Here is a 21250-nt window from a genome sequence, read left to right as displayed (position 1 = left end):
CGCGGGCCGCCGCCCAACAACTTTCGGCAGGCGGACCGGCATTCGATATCTCCAGGGTCCGTGATCCCGAAGAACGCGAGGCGGAACGCTGGCAGGCCTATGTGTCGCGACTGGGGACCCAGCCGGGCATCATCGTTGCCGAACAAAAGATGCGCGATGGCCAATTCTATATTGCCGGCCTGAGAGACCCGCTTGCCGTCGACCCGCAGTCGCTGTTGTCTGGGACGCAGGTCGATCCCGCCCGGGTTCATTCAGACTGGAAATTCTATCAGAGCCTTGAGCCGGAGTTCGTGTTGAAGCGGCTGACGGCGTCGCTGTATCCGCCGGATACAGTACGACTTTCGATCGTCAATGATCGCATCGTTGCCGAGGGCGAGGCTCCCGACACCTGGATAGATCGGGCGCGCGCAGCGGCCCGACAGCTTTCGGCAGGCGGACCGGAATTCGACATCTCCAAGGTTCGTGATGTGAGCCCCGAAGCACGCGCGGCGGAGCACTGGCAGTATTATGTGTCGCGACTTGAGGCCCAACCGGGAATCATCGTCGCCCAACAAACGGCGAGGGGCGGACATTTCTACATTTCCGGCCTGAGAGACCCGCTTGCCGCCGACCCGCAAGTTCTGCTGTCTGGAACGGAGGTTGATCCTGCCCGCGTTCATTCACAGTGGCAATTCTATCAGAGCCTTGATCCGAAGTTCGTGGTGAAGCGGCTGACGGCGTCGCTGACCCCGCCGAAATCGGTTCGGCTTTCGATCGTCCAGGGGCGCATCGTTGTCGTGGGTGAGGCTCCTGCCGCCTGGATCAACCGGGCGCGGGCCGCCGCCGAACAACTTTCGGAGGACGGAGTGGTTCTGGATGTCTCGCAGCTGAGTGAGCTGAACCTTCCAGAACTTAATCGTTTGAGAGAGGCCATCCAGGCGACCGATATTTTCTTCTATTCCGGCAAAGCTGTGCCGGGACCAGAGCAGATGCCGGCTCTCGACAGATTGGCGGATCAAATAAAGGAATTCGCCAAAAATGCCCGCAAGTCAGGCGTAACAGCGCGGTTCATGTTGACCGGCCATTCGGACGCCACGGGCCGTGAGACGGCCAACGTGTCGATCAGTGCCGCCCGCGCCGAGACAGTTCGTGCGCTTCTCAACAAGCGTGGCGTCGCTCCGGAACTGCTGCTGGTTCGGGGCGCGGGCACCTTTGAGCCGGTAGTGCCTGAAAATAGTCGAACTGGTAGCTCCACCAATCGCCGGGTTTCGGTTACGGTAAACTTGGACTAGTGCGGAGCCTAGGATATTGCAAAAAAAGATCTGCATGTTGGGCGGGTTCGCTGTCGGAAAGACGAGTCTGGTTCGCAGGTTTGTGCAAAGCATCTTTTCAGATACCTACTTGACCACGGTGGGAGTGAAAATCGACAAGAAGAGTGTCGCACTCCCGGACAAAACCGTGGATCTGATTTTGTGGGATTTGGCCGGCGAAGACGATATCGGCTCATTCCGCGTCAGCTATGTGCGGGGTGCGGCCGGGCTCGTGCTTGTCGTCGATGGAACCCGCGCCGCTACTCTTGCCGTGGCGCTCACGCTGCGCGAGCGGGCCGAGGCCGAATTCGGCGCTATGCCGTTTGTATTGCTGTTCAACAAATCCGATCTGGCCGATCGGTGGGCGATATCGGATAGTGAGATTAACGAACTCAGGCAACTTGGATGGCAAATCTATCTAACAAGTGCGCTTTCGGGTGAACATGTTGATGATGCATTTCGTCAACTTGCTTTAATGGTCACAAAATAGACCATGCATGGATTGCCAAGAGAAGTCAGAAGTTGGATTTTCAATTTCTTCTACAATGGGCACTCTGTCGCCTATCTGAAAATAGACGCCCAGCTTTGCGTAGCTGCGAAGGGCGGTAAGGTTGAACATTACGGACTCTCATCGCTTCGCATTGGCAAGCCTGTTGCCGAGCAGCTTGAATTCATGGAAGGTTTGCTGCCTTGCCCGGAGCTTCCATTTCATATTGGCATGGTCGAACTGCCCAGCGGGCGTGTCGCGGACCTTCATTTTTTTGCTGACAATGCCTGCGTGTGGCTGCTCTTTCTGGACGCCACTGCCGAACGCGACAATAGGCAACGGCTTCAACAGAAGGCTTATGAAATGACGCTCCTGCAAGAGAGGGAGCGTCAACTCAACGAGAAATTACAATCGACGAACGAGGCGTTGAGGAAGAGCCAGGAGGGATTGGCGCGTGAGTACCAGCGCGCCGAAACCCTGCTCCTCAACATTCTTCCGGCGTCGATCGCGGAGCGGTTAAAAGCGCACAAAAAAATTGCTGACAACCACGCAGAGGTGAGTGTGCTTTTTGCCGACATCGTGGGTTTTACGGAACGAGCGCGGAACGTCGGAGCCGTGACGACGCTCGCTATTTTGAATTACTTCTTCAAGGCGGCGGATCGGCTCTCTGAACGATATGGCTGCGAAAAGATCAAGACAATCGGCGATTGTGTGATGGTGGTCGCTGGCCTGCCCACCGCGCGATCCGATCATGCAAAGGCCCTCGCGCACTATGCAGTTGAGCTGCGGAAGGCGGTTAAGCGCGAACGCTTCGCAGGAGAACCGATAAGACTCAGAATTGGAATTCACTCAGGACCAATCGTCGCTGGCGTCATAGGCAAGAGGCGGTTCGCCTATGACCTGTGGGGTGAGACCGTTAATCTCGCCTCACGTATTCAAACGTCCGCGGAGCCCGATGAAATCCGTATTTCGGATGCAACGCACCAACTGCTCGGACCAAATTTTGCTTGCGACCCACTCGATGAAACGGAATTGCGTGGTGCAGGTCGTGTGCGAATGTGGCGGCTCCCGGCCTGATTTGCCGCTTGGCGGTGACGACCCTGGAGCGCATTGGTTTCGAATGTCGGCAGAGGTGCAGTCGACCCACCGAGCGACCGCCAAAAGGCGTTTTCTACCGGCAGCGGCATGCAATTGGCTATTGATAGCGAAACGTTTGCAGGAGGCTCGCAAGTGCGGCGCGAACCGCGTTTGGCGGGCAGCCGGCGAGCAAGGCGACCGTGGCTCGGCAAGGTGGATGTCGAACTCCTCGCCGACCAGGTACAGCGAGAGGAAAACGAAGGTGATGAAATTGGGTCTGAAATAGCTGCGAAATGGACGCGCCATGCACGAAGGTGAGGCGAACCTCAAGGGGATCGATTGAAGGTCGGTTCCTGACAGCGATAGACACGGCATTGACCGTCGCGTGTCGGGACCGACGCAGCGCTCGGCACGTCCGGCCAGTCGCATTCGTTGCCGAATTGGCGGACGTATCGATCGTAGGTGTTGCGGCCGGTGGTCAGAACCGCCGAGCGATGGCTTTTGATCAGGGCCTGCGTCTGTTCGCAGGTCATCGCGCGTGTGTCCGGTCGCGCATCGGCGACACTCGCGACACAAACTGCCATCCCGGCAAGAAAGGCGATCGACAGACTTTTCATGGCCAATACAACGGAACTCCCCATCGATGAATATGGACCGGTCCTAGAAAACGGCAAGATATTTCGGCCGTCCCGATCAGATACGCCGCCCGGTCTTGGCGTCGAACAGATGCGCGCAGCTGCGGTCGACCTCGATCCGCACCGTCTCGCCCTGCTTCAGCGCCAGCCGCTCGCGGAACAGGCAGGAGATCTCCTCACCGGCGCAGTCGACCTTGGCGAATATCTCCGAACCGGTCGCTTCCAGAAGCGCGACCGTGCCGGAGATGCCCTGGGCTTTCGCGCGGATATGTTCGGGACGAATGCCGTAGATGAGTTCGCCGCCTGTGGCGTGCGCCGGGTGGATGCCTTCCGGCAGCGGCAGGGTAAGTCCGCCGTTGCTGCGGAAGATGCCTTCCTCGATGCGGCCGGCAATGAAGTTCATCGACGGCGAGCCGATGAAGCCGGCGACGAACAGATTGGCCGGCCGGTCGTAGAGGTCGAGCGGCGCGCCGATCTGCTCGACGAGGCCGTCATGCAGCACGACGATCTTGTCGGCCATGGTCATGGCCTCGATCTGGTCATGCGTGACATAGATCGTGGTGGTGCCCAGCCGCTGGTGCAACGCCTTGATCTCGCCGCGCATCTGGACGCGCAGCTTGGCGTCGAGATTGCTGAGCGGTTCGTCGAATAGGAACACCTGCGGGTCACGCACGATGGCGCGGCCCATGGCGACGCGCTGGCGCTGGCCGCCGGAAAGCTGGCGCGGAAAACGGTCGAGCAGCTTCTCCAGCCCGAGAATGTTTGCCGCCCTTTTGACACGCCCGGCGGTGTCGGCCGGATCGGCTTTCTTGATCTTGAGCGCAAAGCCCATATTGTCGGCCACCGTCATATGCGGATAGAGCGCGTAGTTCTGGAACACCATGGCGATGTTGCGGTCCCGCGCCCTGAGATTGTTGACGGTGCGCTCGCCGATGGCGATCTTGCCGCCCGAGATGGTCTCCAGCCCGGCGATCATGCGCAACAGCGTCGATTTTCCACAGCCCGACGGCCCGACCAGGATGACGAACTCGCCATCGGCGATATCGACGCTGACGTCGTGGATGATCCGCGTGGCTCCGAAAGCCTTCTGCACATTGTTGATGGTTACCGATGCCATTGGATTCCTCCAGAAAGAGTGATGTCCGCTCGGGCCACGCCTTAGCCACCCTTGACGGCGCCGGCGGTCAGCCCCGCGACGATCTGCCTTTGCGCGAACATGGTCAGCACCAGCACCGGCAGCGTCACCACCAGTGCTGCGGCGGCCAGCGGTCCCCAACTCACCTGCTCGTAGGAAAGCATGTTGTAGACGGCGACCGGCAAGGTCCGCGTCTCGCGGCTGGCGAGTACCACGCCGAAGACGAAATTGTTCCACGAGAAGATCACCGACAGGATGAAGGCGACGACGATGCCCGGCTTGGCGATCGGCAGCGCGACCAGCCGGAACACCTGCCAGGAGCTGGCGCCATCGATGTTGGCCGCTTCCTCCAGCTCCATTGGCGTCGTCTCGAAATAGCCGATCATCACCCAGACGACGATCGGCACGGTCACCACCAGATGGATGATGATCTGCGGCCAAAGCGTGCCGAGGATGCCGATCCACTGGAACAGCAGGAACAGCGGGATCAGATAGGAAAGCCCCGGCGTCATGCGGGCGATCATGATGACGACGGCCGACCGTTCGGCCTTGAGCCGGGCGATGCCGTAGCCGGCCGGCACGCCGATCAGCAGCGCCAGCAGCGTCGCCGTGCCGGTCACCAGGACCGAATTCCAGAAATAGAGCAGGAAGTTGTTTTCCTCGAACACCTTTGCATAGTTCGACCAGGCGAGATGTTCAGGGATCAGGATCGGCGGATAGGCGCCGTTGTCGATCTCGAATTTCAGCGACAGTGAGATCATCCAGAGGAAGAACAGGATCGCCGGCGAGACGATGACCAGGGCCGCGAAGAACAGCCCAATCTGGTTGAGCAGTCGTGAGCTCATCTATTTGCCCTCCTGATCGATCCATTGCGAACGCTGGCGCAGCATCAACAGGATGAAGGACAGCGCCACGATGACGATGAAGAACACCACGGCCATGGCCGAGCCGTAGCCGATGTCGTAGTAGGAGAAGGCGGTGTTGTAGAGATAGATGTTGATGGTCTCCGACGCCGTGCCCGGCCCGCCCTGGGTCATGGCGTAGATAATGTCGAAGCTCTTCAGCGCATCGATGGTACGGATGATCATCGCAATCATCAGGAACGGCGCGATCATCGGCAAGGTTAGGTAGCGGAACTGCTGCCAGGCATTGGCACCGTCGATCTCCGCACTTTCGAACGGTTCGCGCGGCACCGAGGCCAGCCCGCCCAGCACGATCAGCATCACCAGCGGCGTCCACTGCCAGGTCTCGACCGCGACCAGCGAAGGGATGACGGTGTTGGCGTTGAAGATCCATTCCTGCGCCGGGATGCCGACCAGCGACAGAAGGTAGTTGAGCACGCCGAGCTGCGGATGGAACATCATCGTCCAGACCAGCGCCACGGCAACCGGCGTCGCCATCATCGGCATCACGAAGACGCCGCGCAGCAGGCCGCGCAGCGGAAACTTCGCGTCGAAGATCAGGGCGGCGACGGTGCCGAAGAACATCGGCGCGACGACCGACAGGAACGTGTAGGTCAAGGTGTGCCACAGCGATTCCCAGAAGCGCGGATCGCTCGCCAGGCGCAGATAGTTTTCCGCGCCGGCAAAGCTCCGCGACTGGCCGAGCGTCCAGCTGTTGACGCTCATCCACAGCGTGAAGGCCCAGGGAAAAACAATCACGGCGCCGACGACGACGAGTGCCGGCACGACGAAGGGCCAGTAGTTGGGAGCCAGCCGTACCGTCTGGCTCCCGTCCATGGCTTCGATCGTTACCCCGGCCTGTTCTGGGGTGGTTGCGGACATCAGCCCTGCTCGCTCCTGTCGAGAACCGGCTGGAATTGCTCGGTGGCCTTCTTCAGCTCTTCGGCCGGATCGGCGCCGGCGATCATGTTGCTCAGTGCCACGCCAAAGGTATCGCGGAACTCGGTGACCGGGATGATGACCGGCAGCGCCAGCCGGCTGACATTGCCGGAGCCGACCACGGCATCCAGCCAGCTCGCCGGCATGGTGACGCCCTCGCGCACCTTGGGATCTTCCAGCACCGACTTGCGGAACGGCACGCCAGCGCCAGCCTGCAGCAGGCGCGCGCCCATGGCCGGCGACACCGCCCACTGGCAGAACAGATAGGCGGCCTCCTTCTTCTCGCTCGCCGCCGTCACGCCGATGCCGTCGCCGAACGTGCCCGAGGCATGCGCCTTGGGGCCCTTGGGCATGACGCCATAGCCAACCTTGCCGACCACCCGCGACTTCTCGGGGTTCTCCATCGGCGGGGCAAAGCCGACGCCGTCGAACCACATGCCGATCTTGCCTTGCAGGAAGGCGGACTGGGCTTCGGCCCAGTTGAAGCCGGTGACGCCGGGAGGAGCAGCCTTGGTCATCAGCCGCTGATAGAGGCTGGCGGCCTCGATCGCCTCCGGCGAGGTGGTGCGCAGCTTGCCCTGGGCATCGAGCGGCGTCATGTCGTAGCCGAGCATCAGCGACGTCCACACCGGCGTGTTGGCGTTCTTGAGCCCGCGGGCGACGAAGCCATAGGTGTTGGTCGACGGGTCGGTCAGCGCCTCGGCGGCGGCCACCAGTTGCTCGAAGGTTTCGGGGTATTTGAGCCCTTTGGCTTCGAACAGTTCCTTGTTCCAGTAGAGGATCCAGTAATCGACCGAGAAAGGCAGCGAGCGCAGCACGCCCTGTCCGTCCTTGGCGAACACCATGCCGGCATCGGCGAAGTCGCTTTCGACCAGCGCCGGATCGGTGAGCGTGGCGTCAGCGAGATAGCCGGAGATGTCGGCCAGCCAGCCGCCCTTCTCGAACTGCCGCTTCTGCACATGGTAGCTCAGATGCACGACGTCGAAGCTCGGTCTGCCGGAGCTGAGCTCGATCACCGTCTTCTGGCGCTGCTGCTGCTCGGGCGTCGCCTCGGCATTGACCTTGATGCCGGTCAGTTCCTCGAACTCGGCGAGATACTTTATCAGCGTGTCGCTGCGCGGGCTCTTCACCAGATTGACGTCGAGCGTCGTGCCGGCAAAGCGCTTCCAGTCGACGCCGGCGGCAAAGCTCGGACGAAGGCCGGCAAGGCCGGCGGCGGCGAGAGCCGCGGTTCCTGCGAGGAGTTGCCTCCTGGTTGGGTTGAACAGATTGGACGACATTTCTTCCTCCCGGTTGCTGTCGTTGTGGGTTGCGCCGCGGTTGCGGCGCGGCTCATGCTTCCTCAGATTTGCAGCGCCAGCCGGCGTGCATTGTCGATATGCTGGCTGATCGCCTCGACCGCCTTCTGCGGATTGCGGCTTTCCATGGCTTCGATCACCGTAAGGTGCTCGCGCATGACCGGCACGACGCGGCCGTCGATGCGGAAACGCTCCTGGTGGATCAGCCGGATCTTCACCGAATTGACCAGATAGGCCTTGGCGATGATCTCGTTGTCGAGCGCGTCGATGAAAGTGTCGTGCATAGCCCAGTCGATGGTCTGCGCTTTTGCTTCCATCTCAGGCGTCGCGGCCTGTGCCAAAGCGTGGGCCAGCATCTCCTCGTGCTCACGCCTGAGCCGGGCGAGCTCGGCGTCGGCAGCATTGACCGTGAACAGCGCCACCACCTCGCGCTCCATGAACAGGCGGAACTGGAAGGCTTCGCGGATCAGGTTGATGTCGATATGCGCGATCTGCATGCCGCGCTGCGGAATGGTCGTCAGCAGCCCCTCGGCCTCGAGGCGCGGCACGATCTCGCGAATGGCGCCAAGCGGCAGCCCGGTGAAGGCGACCAGCTCGCGCTGCGACACGAACTGCCCGGGCCTGAGGTCACGCGCCAGGAGATGCCGCGTGAAGCTGGCATAGGCCTTTTCCCTGAGGGTTCCCGGTTCGCTGGTGTCGTCCATTCAGCGCATCCTTGCCGGTCAGGCCGGCTCTGTCGCAAACAGCCGGTCATAGGCGGCGGCAAGCTGCTGCCGCCCCTGCGCGGCGATCGGCTCCAGCGGTGGGCGGACCGCCAGCCAGCCGTCGTCGCCGGTCTTGCGCGCCACCATCACCTTCACCGCCGGCGTGACCGGATATTTGAGCAATTCGAGCACGAAATTTTCGACGCGGGCATCGTCGCGGCCGTCCACGGCCATGGCGCGGATTTCGCCGGTGACGAAATTGGCCATGCCGGAAATGGCGCCCTGCCCGCCCTGGCGCACGCTTCTCGCCAGATGCCGCTCGTCGCCGATCAGGATCACCAGGTCGCCATGGGCGGCAAGCAGCGCCTCGCTGTAGCTCCAGTCGCCGCCTGAGTCCTTGACCCCGGCGACCACGGCCGGAAAGGCGGCGCGCAGCCGGCCGATCAGGCCAAGCGGCAGCTGCACCATGGTGACGGAAGGGATGTTGTAGAGCAGGACATCGCGCGCCAGCGGGCCGAGCGCGGCAAAGACCGCGGCGAACCATCCGAACAGCCCGTCCTCGCCGACATTCTTGAAGTAGCTAGGCGGCGCGAGAAGGATGTTGCGGGCGCCGCGCTGCAGGGCATGACGCGCCTGTTCGGCCGCATCCTCGGCCGCGTCGACCAGTACGCCGGCGACCAGCTGGCGCGCCGGGATGCCGGCGGCGAGCATGGCCTCGATGATCGTCCGCCGCTCTTCGGTGCCCAGGGAAGCGCCCTCGCCGGTGGTGCCGAACAGCGTCGCGCTGCTGCAGCCGACGCCAAGGCAAGCCTTGGCCTGCGCGACCATGGCGGGAACCGCGATCTGCCCGGACGCATGAAAGGGCGTTGCAAGCGCAACCGAAAGACCAAAGCGCGAAGCCACCAGAATGCTCTCCAGAAATCAATCTGCAGGCAGTGATATCAGACTAACATGTCAGTTGTAAACAGGGGCGATGCGCATTTTTCGAAACGATGCGCTGCGACGCGACGCGACGGCGAGCGCATCCACGGCCTTGCAGGCAAGAGTGATGTGACGCCCTCAAGGGCCAGGCTTCACAGTGCCTGCAGCACCAATCCGGCCAGCGCCGATCCGGCCAATGTCGGCAGCATGCCGATCTTCAGCCTGAGCATGGCGACTATCGCGGCGGCGGCCAGCAGTGCGGCACGCCAGTCCAGCGAGGACAGCACCGGTAGCTCCATCCCGAGGCCGACGCTGCGCACCTGGCCAAAGACGACATGCAGTGCGAACCACAAGGCAAGGTTCATCACCACGCCGACGACGGCCGCGGTGATCGCGCCGAGCGCCGCTGACAGCGCCTTGTTCTGCCGCAACTGCTCGATGTAGGGCGCGCCGAGGAATATCCAGAAGAAGCACGGCACGAAAGTTACCCACAGCGTCAGCAGCGATCCGAGCGATCCGGCGATGAGCGGGCTCATCGCGCCGGCGTGGCGGTAGGCGGCGACGAAGCCGACGAACTGCAGCACCAGGATGAGCGGCCCGGGCGTCGTTTCGGCGAGGCCGAGACCGTCAACCATTTCGCCGGGCGCCAGCCAGCCGAAAGAGGTGACAGCCGCTTGCGCAACATAGGCGAGAACCGCGTAGGCGCCGCCGAAGGTGACGACCGCCATGACGCTGAAGAAACTACCAAGCTGCGTCCAGACGCTGGTCGAGCCAGTCAGAGCTGCGATCAGCGCCACCGGACCGAGCCAGATCGGCAGCCAGGTTGCGACGGTGCGCGGCGCGTGCCATCTCGTTGGCCTTGTATGGTCGAGCTCGCCGCGCTCGAACATCAGATCGACCACTCCCCGAATGTCAGGCGCGTTGCCCTTGCCGTGCGCCGCTCCGGAAAACGGCACCGGCGCAAAGCGATTGCCGATCCAGCCGGTCAGCCCGGCTGCCAGGATGATGAGCGGAAACGGCAGCTTGACCACATAGATGGCAAGGAAGGCGGCGGTCGCGATCGCCACCATCACCCGGTTCTTCAGTGCCCGCTTGCCGATGCGGATGACGGCCTCGACGACGACGGCCAGCACCGCCGCCTTGACGCCGAAGAACAGCGCCTCGACGACCGGCGCGTCATTGTAGAGCATGTAGAAGCTGCTCAGGCCCAGCATGACGATGGCGCCCGGCAGCACGAACAAGGTGCCGGCGACAAGGCCGCCGAGGGTCCGGTGCAGCAGCCAGCCGATATAGATGGCGAGCTGCTGTGCCTCCGGACCGGGCAGCAGCATGCAGTAGTTGAGCGCATGCAGAAAGCGCTGCTCGCCGATCCAGCGGCGCTCCTCGACCAGCTCCTTGTGCATCAGGGCGATCTGGCCGGCCGGCCCGCCGAACGAGAGCAGGCCGATCTTTGCCCACAGCCGCACCGCTTCCCTGAAGGTCGGCACGGCCAGGGGCTGCTCGGCCTCGGCCTCATTGTCCGCGCCAAGGGAGCTCATGGCGCTTTGCTCCCGCTCGGCCAGTTGTGCGTCTCTTCCGTGGCGTCGCGGCACCACCTGAAAAAAGCGTCATAGAGCAGCATGCCGGCCTCGAGCTGTTCGAGATCGTCGCGGAACATGCGTGACAGGCCGAGCGACGCGGCGAGGAACCCCGCCGCCTGCGGAACGAGCTCGAGGCGCGCTGTATCGGCGGCGCGCACGATCAGAGCGAGGCGATCGAGCGCCTCCGACCGCAATCCGAACTCTTCGATCATCGTGTCAAAGGTGCAGCGCTCGCCGCGATGGCTCCAGAACACGTCGTCGATGTCGAAGGGCACCGCCGAAAAGCGATCGGCCGCTGCCAGCACTTCGGCTGGTTCGATGAACAGGAACACCGCCGAAGGATCGACGAAGCGGCGGATCAGCCAGGGGCAGGCTATACGGTCGACCTTGGGCCGGGCGCGCGTCACCCACACCGTGCGGCCCTTGTCGTCGTGCGGGGGCAGCGCGTCTGCCTTGACGAGAGGCGCCTTGGCCGCGACCCAGGCCTCGAAGCCGCCTTCCAGCGATTCCGCGGTGATGCCTTCATGGCGCAGCCATGCGGCGACGCCTTGCGAGAGCTTTTGCCCTCTTTGACAGATGACGACGACCCGGCGCCCAGCGAAGTCGGCCGCCCAGGTCGAGACGGTCCTGAAATCGCGCCGGCACGACGCCGGCAGCAGGCGCGGATCGGCTTCAAAATCCTCATCGATACGCACGTCGACGAGATCGGGCGCGTCGGGCAGGCCGACGAGACGGGAGAGTTGCGCTACGGTGATTGCGGTTGTTGACGGCATGGCGTCCACCTCCAGGAAAAGAGAGCTTGGACGCGATCGTTGGGCTGACGCCTCACGGGGTCATCGCGATGAACCCCTTGCCACAATGCTGGAACGATCGCCGGCCTTTGTCAAGAAAGCAGCAGCTGGCGGCGGCCATGCGCGTCATTCCCGAACGCCGTCACAATAGAGTTATGCTGCAGCGATACGCAGTGCCTTCAGCCGGCGCTCGTGGGCCGGTTCTCTGACGTGTTTGATCGCCGACGTCGTGACCATGGAAGGGCTGAAGAAGGAAGGCTGCATGGCGCGCTCTAACGACGCCGGCCGCGCCTGCACGGGTCCGCGAAAAACCGGAACTCCTGCCGCAGCGCCTACTGCGCCGTCCAGCCGCCATCCATCGGCAAGGTCGTGCCGGTGATCTGCCTGGCCGCGTCCGAGCACAGGAACAGCGCCAGTGCGGCAAGTTCCTCGACGGTGACGAACTCCTTGGTCGGCTGGGCCGCGAGCAGCACGTCGTGCTTGACCTGTTCCTCGGTCATGCCGCGCGCCTTCATCGTATCGGGGATCTGCTTTTCAACCAGCGGTGTCCAGACATAGCCGGGAGCGATCGCATTGACGGTGACACCGTCCTGCGCCGCTTCCAGCGCCACCGTCTTGGTCAAGCCGGCTATGCCGTGCTTGGCCGAGACGTAGGCCGACTTGAACGGCGAGGCGACCAGCGCATGCGCGGAAGCCGTGTTGATGATGCGGCCCCATTTACGCGCCTTCATGCCGGGCAGTGCGGCCTTGATCGCATAGAAGGCCGCCAGCAAATTGATGCGGATGATGGCTTCCCACTTGTCGTCGGGAAACTCCTCGATCGGCGCCACATGCTGGATGCCGGCATTGTTGACCAGGATGTCGAGGCTCCCGAAGGCTTCCTCGGCCTCGCGCACCATGGCGCGCACCGCCGCGCCGTCCATCATGTTGGCGCCGGAATAGCGGCACTTGACGCCGAAATCCTTCTCGATGCCGGTTCGCTCCTGCTCGATTGCCGCGGCGTCGCCCAGCCCGTTGATGGTGATGTTGACGCCTTCGGCTGCGAAGGCGCGAGCGATGGCCAGGCCGATACCGCTGGTCGAGCCAGTGACGAGGGCGTTTTTCGAAGACAGCAAACCCATGGGGATCTCGCGAGAAGTGGGAGGAGGTACGATCATACTTGTGCATTGCAGCATGACAATGCCAGAGCCATATGTCGACCTTGCGGCCCGCTATGTCGCGACGATGAAGCTGGTGTGCGATTTCGACCGGCGGTTGCGTTCGGTTGAACCTGAGCCCGACCTCAGTGGGCGCGACAACTCATTTTGCAATCTCCAGCAGCGACGCTACCAGCAGCCGGCGCTCATCCTGCGAGAGCACGTCGGAATCGAACAGATTCATGCTGCGAAGCCCTTCTATGGCGAGAAAGCAGACCAGCAGCGCCTTGATATCGGGGGTCTCACCCTTCAGCCGCTCGAACAGCTGCTGCTTGAAGGTTTTTATCGGCGTCATGAAATCGGGATCCTCGGCGATTGCCGAAAAAATCCAGGACGCCGAGGGTTTCGGCTCCTCGCAATCATCGGCCGAAAGCCTGATATAGGCCGCAAGCCGGCTTTCGCCGCCGTTGTCGGTCGCGCGGGACTCCAGCGCCTGCTTGAATTCGCGCAGATAGTCCTCCACCAGGCCCTGCATCAGTTTTGCCTTGGTCGGGAAATTGTAGAGCAGGCCGCCCTTCGACACGCCGGCGCGGCTGGCGACGGCGTCAAGCGACAGGCTGCCGGGACCGGTCTCCCGCGCCACCTCGGCGGCGGCGGCGAGTATCTTGTCGCGGGAATTTGCTCTGCGGGTTTTCATCGGCGCCTCCCCTTACATTAGCCTATGTGGAATTGACAAGACCGTCCAGACGGTACAGTAAGATCGCCATCATTTGAAATCGGGACATGAGAAGAATATCTGTCCCGGGATCGACCGCCATGCCGGTCGCCGGTTGAGGGGAAACTCTTGTTCAAGCGCACAATCCAGACAATCGTCATCGCCTTGGTTTTGCTCGTGCTCGCGGTGGTATGCGGCGGCATCGTCGGCTTCAACTTCCTGCGCGACAACGGGATCAAGCAATACTTCGCCACGATGAAACCGCCGGCGGCGACCGTGTCGACAGTCGCCGTCAAGCCGACAGAGTGGACGCCGGGCATCGAGGCGATCGGCACGGTCAGTGCCGTACACGGCGTCGACCTTACCGTCGAAACCGCCGGCATCGTCAGGCAGATCCTCTTTCACGCCAATCAGAAGGTTGCGGACGGCGCGGTCCTGCTGCAGCTCGACGATGCCGTCGAGCGCGCAGATCTAGAAGCGACGAAGGCGCAAGTGGCGGTCGTCCAGACGGCGCTGACGCGCGCCATCGAACTGCAGAGGCGCGGCGTTAATCCGGAAGCTACGCTCGACACGGCGCGTGCAACCGCAGCCGCCACCGAAGCCCAAGTGGCCAAACTGCAGGCGGTGCTCGACCAGAAGCGGCTGACGGCGCCTTTCAGCGGCACGGTGGGTATCCCGAAAATCGACCTCGGCCAGTATCTCGCGCCAGGCACCGCGGTGGTGACCTTGCAGGACCTGGACACGATGCGGGTCGACTTCTCGGTTCCCGAACAGCAGCTTCCGTTGCTCAAGATCGATCAGACAGTGCGGCTGGGCATTGGCGGCGGTGAGATGCCGTTCGCTGGCAAGATCCGCGGCATCGACCCCAAGATCGATCCCGCGAGCCGACTGGTGACCATCAGAGCCGAGGTCGCCAACACCGAAGGCAAGCTGACGCCTGGCCAGTTCGTGCAGGTGCGCGTCGAATTGCCCGAGGAAAACAACGTACTGGCGCTGCCGCAGACGGCGCTGACGTCCAGCCTCTATGGCGACTTCGTCTTTGTTGTGCGTCCGGCCAAGGCTGCCGAAGCCGCTCCGGCCCCGGCAGCCAAGCCGGAAGAAAAGCCAGCTGACAAACCTGCTGCGGATGCCGCCAAGCCCGCGGCGGATGCGGTGAAACCCGCTGCCGAAGGTGCTGCGGCAAAGCCAGCCGACAAGGCGGCTGCAGACCCGGCCAAGCCTGCAACGGAAGCGCCGAAGCCGGAGCTTGTCCTTTCCCAGGTCTTCGTCAAGCCGGGCCGCCGCAACAACGGCATGGTTGAGATCCTGGAAGGCATCGCCTCCGGCGACGAGGTCGTCACCGCCGGTCAGAACCGGCTCTACAACGGCATGTCCGTTGCCGTCGACAACACCATCGACCCGACCAAATCGGCTAACAACCAGGCCGCCCAGCAATGAGCATTTCCGACATCTTCATCCGCCGCCCGGTCCTGTCGACCGTTCTGGCCTGCATGATCCTGCTCCTGGGTTTTCAGGGCATCTTCAACCTGTCGATCCGGCAATACCCAAAGGTCGATGAAACCGCGATCACGATCACGACCGCCTATCCCGGCGCCAGCGCCGACCTGATCCAGGGCTTCATCTCCGCACCGATCGCGCGCGCCGTCGCCTCGACCGAAAACATCGACTACGTCACCTCGGCAAGCCGGCCGTCTTCCAGCACCGTGACGGTGCAGATGAAACTCGGTTCCAATCCCGATGTCGCGCTGACCGAAGTGCTGTCGAAGGTACAAGGCGTGCGCGGCACCTTGCCGGATGCGTCCAAGGACCCTGTGATCGTCAAAGGCACCGGTGATCAGTTCGCGATGATGTACATCTCGATGCAGAATCCGAACATGACGAAGGAGCAGCTGACCGAATATATCGAGCGCGTCATCCGGCCCCGTATCTCGACGGTGGAAGGCGTTGCCGACGTGCAGATCTTCGGCGCCCAGGAATATTCGATGCGCGTCTGGATCGACCCGGTCAAGCTTGCCGCGCGCGGCGTCACCGCGGCGGACGTGCTGACCGCCATCAATGACTCCAACTTCCTCTCCGCGCCCGGCAATACCCAGAACGAGTATGTCGTCTCGTCGATCACCGTGCGCTCTACATTGCAGACCCCGGAGGCTTTCGCCGAGCTTCCTCTTCGCTCGAAAGACGGCAACGTGGTGCGGTTGCGCGACGTTGCGCGCGTGGAACTGGGCGCGGAGAATACCGACACCAGGGTCAGCTTCAACGGCAAGCCCGGCACCTTCCTCGCCATCTTCCCGACCCCGGCGGCGAACCCGCTGACGACGGCGGCGGCGATCCACAAGATCGTGCCGACGATCCAGGACACGCTGCCGAAAGGCATGACGATCGAGATCGTTTACGACTCCACCGAACAGATCAGCGCCTCGATCGAGGAGGTGTTCAAGACCATCGCCGAGGCGGTCGCCATCGTCATCGTCGTCATCCTGCTCTTCCTCGGTTCGTTCCGCTCGGTGCTGATGCCGATCGTCACCATTCCGCTGTCGCTGATCGGCGTCTGCTTCCTGCTGTTTTCGGTCGGCTATTCGATCAACCTCCTGTCGTTGCTGGCCATGGTGCTGGCGATCGGCCTGGTCGTCGACGACGCCATCGTGGTGGTGGAGAACATTCACCGCCACATGGAAGAAGACCACATGTCGCCGATGCAGGCGGCCTTCAACGGCATGCGGGAAATCTTTTCCGCCATCGTCGCCATGACGATCACACTGGCCGCAGTGTTCGCGCCGTTGGCTTTCACCGGCGGCCTGACCGGTGCGCTGTTTCGCGAATTCGCGGTCACCCTTGCCGGTTCGGTGGTGCTGTCGGGCATCATCGCCGTCACCATCACGCCGATGATGTCGGCGCGCCTGCTGAAGTCCGGCGCGCCCGGCCGTTTCCAGCGCGTTGTCGACGGCACCTTCGGATGGGTCGAGCGCGTCTATGAGAAGGCGGTCAAAGGCTCGCTGAATTATCGCCCGGTGACACTGATCATCGTCCTTGCGCTGGTCGGCGTCACCGGCTTCGCCTTCACAAAGACCTCGAGCGAACTGGCGCCGGAAGAAGACCAGGGCTTCCTGCTGTCGATCGTGACCGGACCGCGCTACGCGACGTCGGACTATACCGAGACCTACGTCAATCAGATCCTGGGCCTGGTCAAGGATATCCCGGAAACGCGGGCGCAGTTTTCGGCGGTCGCCTTCGGCGGCCAGACCAACGGCGCCTTCGTCGGCTTCGCATTCAAGGACTGGGCCGAACGCGCCCGCAGTTCGAAGGAGCTCCAGGCCGACATACAGGGGCGTCTCGGCAAGGTCGCCGGCGTCGAGGCCTTCGTCTTCGCGCCGCCGACGCTGCCGGGCTCCGGCGGCGGCCTGCCTATCTCAATGGTGGTGCGCTCGACCGGCGCTGCTTCAGAGGTCTACGAGGCGGCGGAGCAGATCAAGAACAAGGCGCAGGCCTCCGGCCGTTTCATCGTCGTGCAGAACTCGATGTCCTACGACGCGCCACAGGTGACGGTGACCATCGATCGCGATCGCGCCGCGGCCCTCAACCTGCCGATCGCCGACATCGGCCGCACCTTGACCTTGCTGGTCGGCGGCGCCGAAGTGGCGCAGTTCGACCGCGACTCCAACAGCTACGACATCATCCCGCAGGTGCCGCAGGAATTCCGCGACAATCCCGAGAAGCTGGCCGAGTATTTCGTGCGCAGCGCCTCGGGCGAGATGGTGCCGCTTTCTTCCGTGGTGACGATTTCGACCAATGCGTCGCCGGCGGCCATTGAACAGTTCAACCAGCTGAACTCGGCGACGATTTCCGCGCTGCCGCTGCCTAGCGTCACCACTGGTGACGGACTGAAGGCCCTGGAGGACATCGCCAAGGAGAGCCTGCCCGAAACCTTCTTCGTCGACTATTCCGGTCAGTCCAGACAGGAGAAGGAGCAGGGCAACACGATCCTGATTGCCTTTGCGGCCGCCGTGCTTGTCATCTATTTGGTGCTGGCGGCGCAGTTCGAAAGCTTCCGCGATCCACTGATCATCATGATGGCGGTGCCGCTGTCGATCTTCGGCGCCATCGTACCGCTCAATCTGGGTCTCGGAACGCTGAACATCTACACCCAGGTCGGCTTGATCACGCTGATCGGTCTGATCACCAAGCACGGCATCCTTTTGGTCGAGTTCGCCAACCAGCAGCGCGAGAAGCACCAGATGTCGCGACGCGAAGCGATCGTCGCCTCTGCCAAGGTCCGGTTGCGGCCGATCCTGATGACGACGGCGGCGATGGCGCTGGGCGTGGTGCCGCTGATCGTCTCCAGCGGTGCCGGCGCCGCAGCCCGTTACTCGATGGGCCTGGTGATCTTCACCGGCATCCTGGTCGGAACCATGTTCACGCTGTTCGTGGTGCCGATGTTCTACACCTTCATCGCCAGCAAGGACCTGCCGCATCATGCCGAGAAGCCGGATCCGAAGCTGATGCCTGTGCCGGTGGACTGACAAAGACAAGCGACAAAAAAAGAGGCCGGAAATTTCCGGCCTCTTTTTTGACTGAGTTGATTTACCGCGGAAACCGCTTACAGCGCCTTCCGGCGGGAGCCTGAAACGGTGAAAGCACGGCAGCTTGCCGAAGCTTCACAGCCGGCTCCAACCACAGCCTGCTACTTGACGATGACGATGCTTGTGTTGGCCGGGCCAAAGGCCTCGACCAGTTGGTAGAAATCGGCGGCATTGTCAGGATGCAGCCGCACGCAGCCATGCGAGGCCGGCCGGCCGAGATTCTTGATGGCATAGGTCGCATGCACCGCATAGCCGCCGCTGAAGAACACCGAATGCGGCATCGGGGCATTGTCGTACTTCTTCGAGTACCACATCTCATGCATGCGGGTCGGCTTGAACGAGCCGGTCGGCGTGACATACCCCCTGCCGCCGGTCGACACCTTCCAGGCGAAGGTCGGGCGGCCGTCGACCAGCACTTCCATGGTCTGCTGCGAAAGCGAGACACGGGCCAGGATCTGGTTGGCATGGGCGGCGCCACTGCCGAAGAGCAAGGCCGCGCCGGTAAGCACAGCAGCGGTGATGTTGATAAGCTTGGCGGAAATGGTGGTGTGCATGATGTCCCCTCTCTCTCTGCCGGTCCGGCCGGCTCCAATTCGATGGCGGACTTATCGCTGCGTCATGTTTCAGGCTGACTTCGCTTGATGCTCGCTTTTGTTTCGAATCTGTTTCCTAAGATTAACAAGTATGGTTACCCCGACCCGACCGGTTCAGGCCACTATGGGATGGCGACACTACAACCCGGCACAACCGAACTCTTACGCTTTTGCGAAACGAAGGCGCGATTTTCCTTTACAAGAAAGGGACTTAAGCCGTCTCGAAACCAATCTGCAACAAAGCGTCGCCCGCGCGGCATGATCTGGATACAGCTCGGCCGCACAGTTGACGCAACGAAAAGCAGTCGGCACCAAACGAAAATGAGCAGCAAAACGAACATCCCGTCCTGGATCCTCAGGATAAGCATCGCGGCGGTCATCGTCGGCGGCGTCGGCACAGTTGCCGGAAGCCCGATGACGACGCTTGCGGCGATGAACACGGGCGAGGTTTCGACGCTGCATGCCGCACTGTTCATCGCCACGGTCTGGATCGTCTCCAGCCTGCGCATTAACCGGCTCAAGGCCCTCTGGCGGGTCGGCCTTGGGCTGAAGTGGATGCGCGGCGCCTCCGGCTACTTGCTGCCGAGAGGACCGAAGGCCCGCGCCGCGACGGGGGGCTCCGTGGGCGGCGCGGGCACTTCGGGGGTTTCCTGAAGCGCCAACATAAGTTTGGGCTGATCTGAAGGGATGGAAAAATGAACACGAAATCTGCTGCCGCGGTACTTTCTGCCTTGCTTTATGCCCAAGCCCTGCTGGGCTTTGCCGGCCTTGCCGCGGTGCTGTTGCGGGATCGTGCCCAGACCTACGAGGTCAGCCTCGCCAGCGACATGCCATCAGGGCCTTCCGTACTCGTGGTGCGCTGAGCGATTGCATCGGACCCAGAAGATGGAAACCGGTCCGATGGTGAAACAAAGAAACAGGGCGGCCGCCCTGGCCTCAGTCGGCGCGCTGCGTCGGCGGGTCGAACCGGTAGCCGGCTCCCCTTATCGTGGTGATGGTTTCGGTGTCGAGCTTGCGGCGCAGCCGCACGATGCGCGAATCGATCGAGCGATCGAAGGCGTCGGCGTTTTCGGCAGGTGCCGCCGCAATGATGTCGTCGCGCGTCAGCACCTTGCGCGGGCTGGCCAGAAACAGCCTGAGCAGCGCCACCTGGCCCGGCGAGAGCTGGTCCTCGGTGCCCGAGCGATGCATGACCATGGCCGACCTCAGATCGACGGTCGCATTCTCCAGCACGACCAGTTCCCCCGCACCTCTGCCGCGGCGCGCCAACAGGCCGCCGATGCGCGCGGCAAGCTCGCGGACATTGAGCGGACTTTCGACGACGTCGGCGGCGCCGAGCTCGAGCGCCAGCACCTTGTCGACAAGGTCGGCCGGCCGGCAGATCAGGATGAAATCAGGCCCGCCCTCGCCGCCATGGCGCCTCAAGAGATCGCGTCCCTCGGCCTGGCTCAGGCTGTCGCCGACAACCACCACGTCGATACCCTTGGCCGAAAGCAGCGACTCCGCTTCCCAGGGCTGGCGCGCTTCCCGCACGTCGTGGCCACGCCGCTCAAGATGGTCGGCGAGATCGCTCGCAACCACTTGCGCCACGGATACGAGCGCGATGACCGATCGTGCCATGTTTTTTCCACCTCGCGACAGACATCTCAAGATGAGTGCTGGACATGATGTTTATACCCAATCTACTTTCCGCTGAAAGCGGGAGCGAGAGCATAGTGCGGGCAAGGATTGTAGTCGTCGAGGACGAGCCTGACCTGAGGGAGGCGGTCGCCGAGTATCTTGGCGCCAGCGGCTATGAGGTGGCGATGGCGGAAAGTGCCGCCGAGGCGCGGACCTTGCTGGAAACGCAATCCTTCCATCTGGCCATTCTCGACATCGCCATGCCCGGCGAGGACGGTCTGTCGTTCGGCCGCTGGCTGCGCTCCAAAACCCCGATCGGCATCATCTATGCCACCGCCGCCGGCACCGCGCTCGACCGCATCGTCGGACTGGAGCTCGGCGCCGACGACTACATCGTCAAGCCGTATGAATTGCGCGAGGTTCTGGCCAGGGTCCGCAGCGTGCTGCGCCGCGTTCCGCAGCCGACCGTGCCGCAGGCCGCCAAGGCCGAGACGGGCGCCGGGCGCCGCCTGAGCTTCGGCTCCTTCCAGGCCGATCTCGACGGCAGGCTCGTCACCGGCGCCAACGGCGCGGTCATCGATATGGCCAAGAGCGAGTTCGACGTGCTGGAGGTCTTCCTGACCCGCGCCAACCGTCTTTTGACGCGCGCCGCGATCTCCGAAGCGATCGGGTTTGTCGAAGATCCGGAATCCTCGCGCGCGGTCGATATCCGCATCATGCGGCTGCGCAAGAAGATCGAGGCCGATCCCGCCAATCCGAAGTTCCTGCGCACGGTGCGCGGCGAAGGCTATGTCTTCTCGCTGCCGAACGGCGACGGCAACTGAGCCGTACAGCCCGGTGTCGCGGATTTG

Annotated in this window: 21 protein-coding genes; 8 read left to right on the top strand and 13 right to left on the bottom strand. The window is 62.8% G+C overall.

Going from position 1 to position 21250, the window contains the following annotated elements; genetic code table 11:
* From AC04SI_RS07655 to AC04SI_RS07645, 3 genes are all read left to right on the top strand, one after another.
* On the top strand, positions 1–1271 hold a 1271-nt coding region (locus tag AC04SI_RS07655; RefSeq protein WP_488474061.1), incomplete at its 5' end, for an OmpA family protein.
* 16 nt (positions 1272–1287) lie between these two features.
* Complete coding sequence (locus AC04SI_RS07650) at positions 1288–1779, top strand: Rab family GTPase (protein ID WP_488474060.1); 492 nt, start codon at positions 1288–1290, stop codon at positions 1777–1779.
* 3 nt (positions 1780–1782) lie between these two features.
* On the top strand, positions 1783–2853 hold the full coding sequence (locus AC04SI_RS07645; protein ID WP_404283646.1) for an adenylate/guanylate cyclase domain-containing protein: 1071 nt from the start codon (positions 1783–1785) through the stop codon (positions 2851–2853).
* Between the two features lie 326 nt (positions 2854–3179).
* On the opposite strand, the gene AC04SI_RS07640 is transcribed toward AC04SI_RS07645, so the two are convergent.
* The 11 genes from AC04SI_RS07640 to AC04SI_RS07590 form a co-directional block, all read right to left on the bottom strand.
* Complete coding sequence (locus tag AC04SI_RS07640; RefSeq protein ID WP_404283729.1) at positions 3180–3470, bottom strand: hypothetical protein; 291 nt, start codon at positions 3468–3470, stop codon at positions 3180–3182.
* A 76-nt stretch (positions 3471–3546) separates the two neighbouring features.
* The gene (locus AC04SI_RS07635; protein ID WP_404283647.1) at positions 3547–4605 is read right to left on the bottom strand and encodes an ABC transporter ATP-binding protein; all 1059 of its coding nucleotides are present in this window, start codon (positions 4603–4605) and stop codon (positions 3547–3549) included.
* A gap of 41 nt (positions 4606–4646) precedes the next feature.
* Positions 4647–5468 carry a carbohydrate ABC transporter permease gene (locus AC04SI_RS07630; RefSeq protein WP_404283649.1) on the bottom strand — a complete coding sequence of 274 codons (822 nt, stop codon included), beginning with the start codon at positions 5466–5468 and terminating at the stop codon, positions 4647–4649.
* The gene (locus AC04SI_RS07625; RefSeq protein ID WP_404283730.1) at positions 5469–6362 is read right to left on the bottom strand and encodes a carbohydrate ABC transporter permease; all 894 of its coding nucleotides are present in this window, start codon (positions 6360–6362) and stop codon (positions 5469–5471) included.
* Between the two features lie 44 nt (positions 6363–6406).
* A complete protein-coding gene (locus AC04SI_RS07620) occupies positions 6407–7744 on the bottom strand; it encodes an ABC transporter substrate-binding protein (protein WP_404283651.1) in 1338 nt (445 codons plus the stop codon).
* Between the two features lie 62 nt (positions 7745–7806).
* A complete protein-coding gene (locus AC04SI_RS07615; RefSeq protein WP_488474059.1) occupies positions 7807–8466 on the bottom strand; it encodes a GntR family transcriptional regulator in 660 nt (219 codons plus the stop codon).
* A gap of 18 nt (positions 8467–8484) precedes the next feature.
* A complete protein-coding gene (locus tag AC04SI_RS07610) occupies positions 8485–9369 on the bottom strand; it encodes a dihydrodipicolinate synthase family protein (RefSeq protein ID WP_488474058.1) in 885 nt (294 codons plus the stop codon).
* Between the two features lie 170 nt (positions 9370–9539).
* Entirely contained in the window at positions 9540–10925 is a 1386-nt protein-coding gene (gene chrA / locus AC04SI_RS07605; protein WP_488474057.1) for a chromate efflux transporter, read from the bottom strand.
* On the bottom strand, positions 10922–11740 hold the full coding sequence (locus tag AC04SI_RS07600; protein ID WP_404283659.1) for a chromate resistance protein ChrB domain-containing protein: 819 nt from the start codon (positions 11738–11740) through the stop codon (positions 10922–10924). The genes chrA and AC04SI_RS07600 overlap by 4 nt, the downstream gene beginning before the upstream one ends.
* Before the next feature lie 350 nt (positions 11741–12090).
* Positions 12091–12879, bottom strand: a complete 789-nt coding sequence (locus AC04SI_RS07595) for a 3-hydroxybutyrate dehydrogenase (protein ID WP_404283661.1) — start codon at positions 12877–12879, stop codon at positions 12091–12093.
* Between the two features lie 178 nt (positions 12880–13057).
* Positions 13058–13591, bottom strand: coding sequence for a TetR/AcrR family transcriptional regulator (locus tag AC04SI_RS07590; protein WP_404283663.1), 534 nt, complete (start codon positions 13589–13591; stop codon positions 13058–13060).
* A gap of 147 nt (positions 13592–13738) precedes the next feature.
* Here AC04SI_RS07590 and AC04SI_RS07585 point away from each other — a divergent pair, with 147 nt between their 5' ends.
* The gene (locus AC04SI_RS07585; protein WP_404283665.1) at positions 13739–15046 is read left to right on the top strand and encodes an efflux RND transporter periplasmic adaptor subunit; all 1308 of its coding nucleotides are present in this window, start codon (positions 13739–13741) and stop codon (positions 15044–15046) included.
* Positions 15043–18126 carry an efflux RND transporter permease subunit gene (locus tag AC04SI_RS07580; protein ID WP_404283666.1) on the top strand — a complete coding sequence of 1028 codons (3084 nt, stop codon included), beginning with the start codon at positions 15043–15045 and terminating at the stop codon, positions 18124–18126. The genes AC04SI_RS07585 and AC04SI_RS07580 overlap by 4 nt, the downstream gene beginning before the upstream one ends.
* Positions 18127–18287: 161 nt before the next feature.
* Here the strand turns inward: AC04SI_RS07580 and AC04SI_RS07575 are convergent, their stop codons facing one another.
* The gene (locus AC04SI_RS07575) at positions 18288–18740 is read right to left on the bottom strand and encodes a L,D-transpeptidase (protein WP_192182332.1); all 453 of its coding nucleotides are present in this window, start codon (positions 18738–18740) and stop codon (positions 18288–18290) included.
* Positions 18741–19100: 360 nt separating this feature from the next.
* Between AC04SI_RS07575 and AC04SI_RS07570 the strand changes: the two genes are divergently transcribed.
* Both AC04SI_RS07570 and AC04SI_RS07565 read left to right on the top strand, forming a co-directional pair.
* Positions 19101–19433, top strand: coding sequence for a hypothetical protein (locus AC04SI_RS07570; RefSeq protein ID WP_404283668.1), 333 nt, complete (start codon positions 19101–19103; stop codon positions 19431–19433).
* Positions 19434–19474: 41 nt separating this feature from the next.
* Positions 19475–19642: a hypothetical protein gene (locus AC04SI_RS07565; RefSeq protein WP_006202193.1), complete on the top strand. Its 168-nt coding sequence runs from the start codon at positions 19475–19477 to the stop codon at positions 19640–19642.
* A 73-nt stretch (positions 19643–19715) separates the two neighbouring features.
* Here the strand turns inward: AC04SI_RS07565 and AC04SI_RS07560 are convergent, their stop codons facing one another.
* The gene (locus AC04SI_RS07560; RefSeq protein WP_192182329.1) at positions 19716–20399 is read right to left on the bottom strand and encodes a response regulator transcription factor; all 684 of its coding nucleotides are present in this window, start codon (positions 20397–20399) and stop codon (positions 19716–19718) included.
* Between the two features lie 95 nt (positions 20400–20494).
* Between AC04SI_RS07560 and AC04SI_RS07555 the strand changes: the two genes are divergently transcribed.
* On the top strand, positions 20495–21223 hold the full coding sequence (locus AC04SI_RS07555) for a response regulator (protein ID WP_404283670.1): 729 nt from the start codon (positions 20495–20497) through the stop codon (positions 21221–21223).
* Positions 21224–21250: the final 27 nt, after the last annotated feature.

Source organism: Mesorhizobium sp. CNPSo 4689 (assembly GCF_057784325.1).
Note: the sequence above shows the minus strand (reverse complement) of the source record. Positions and strands in the feature narration are given on the sequence as shown.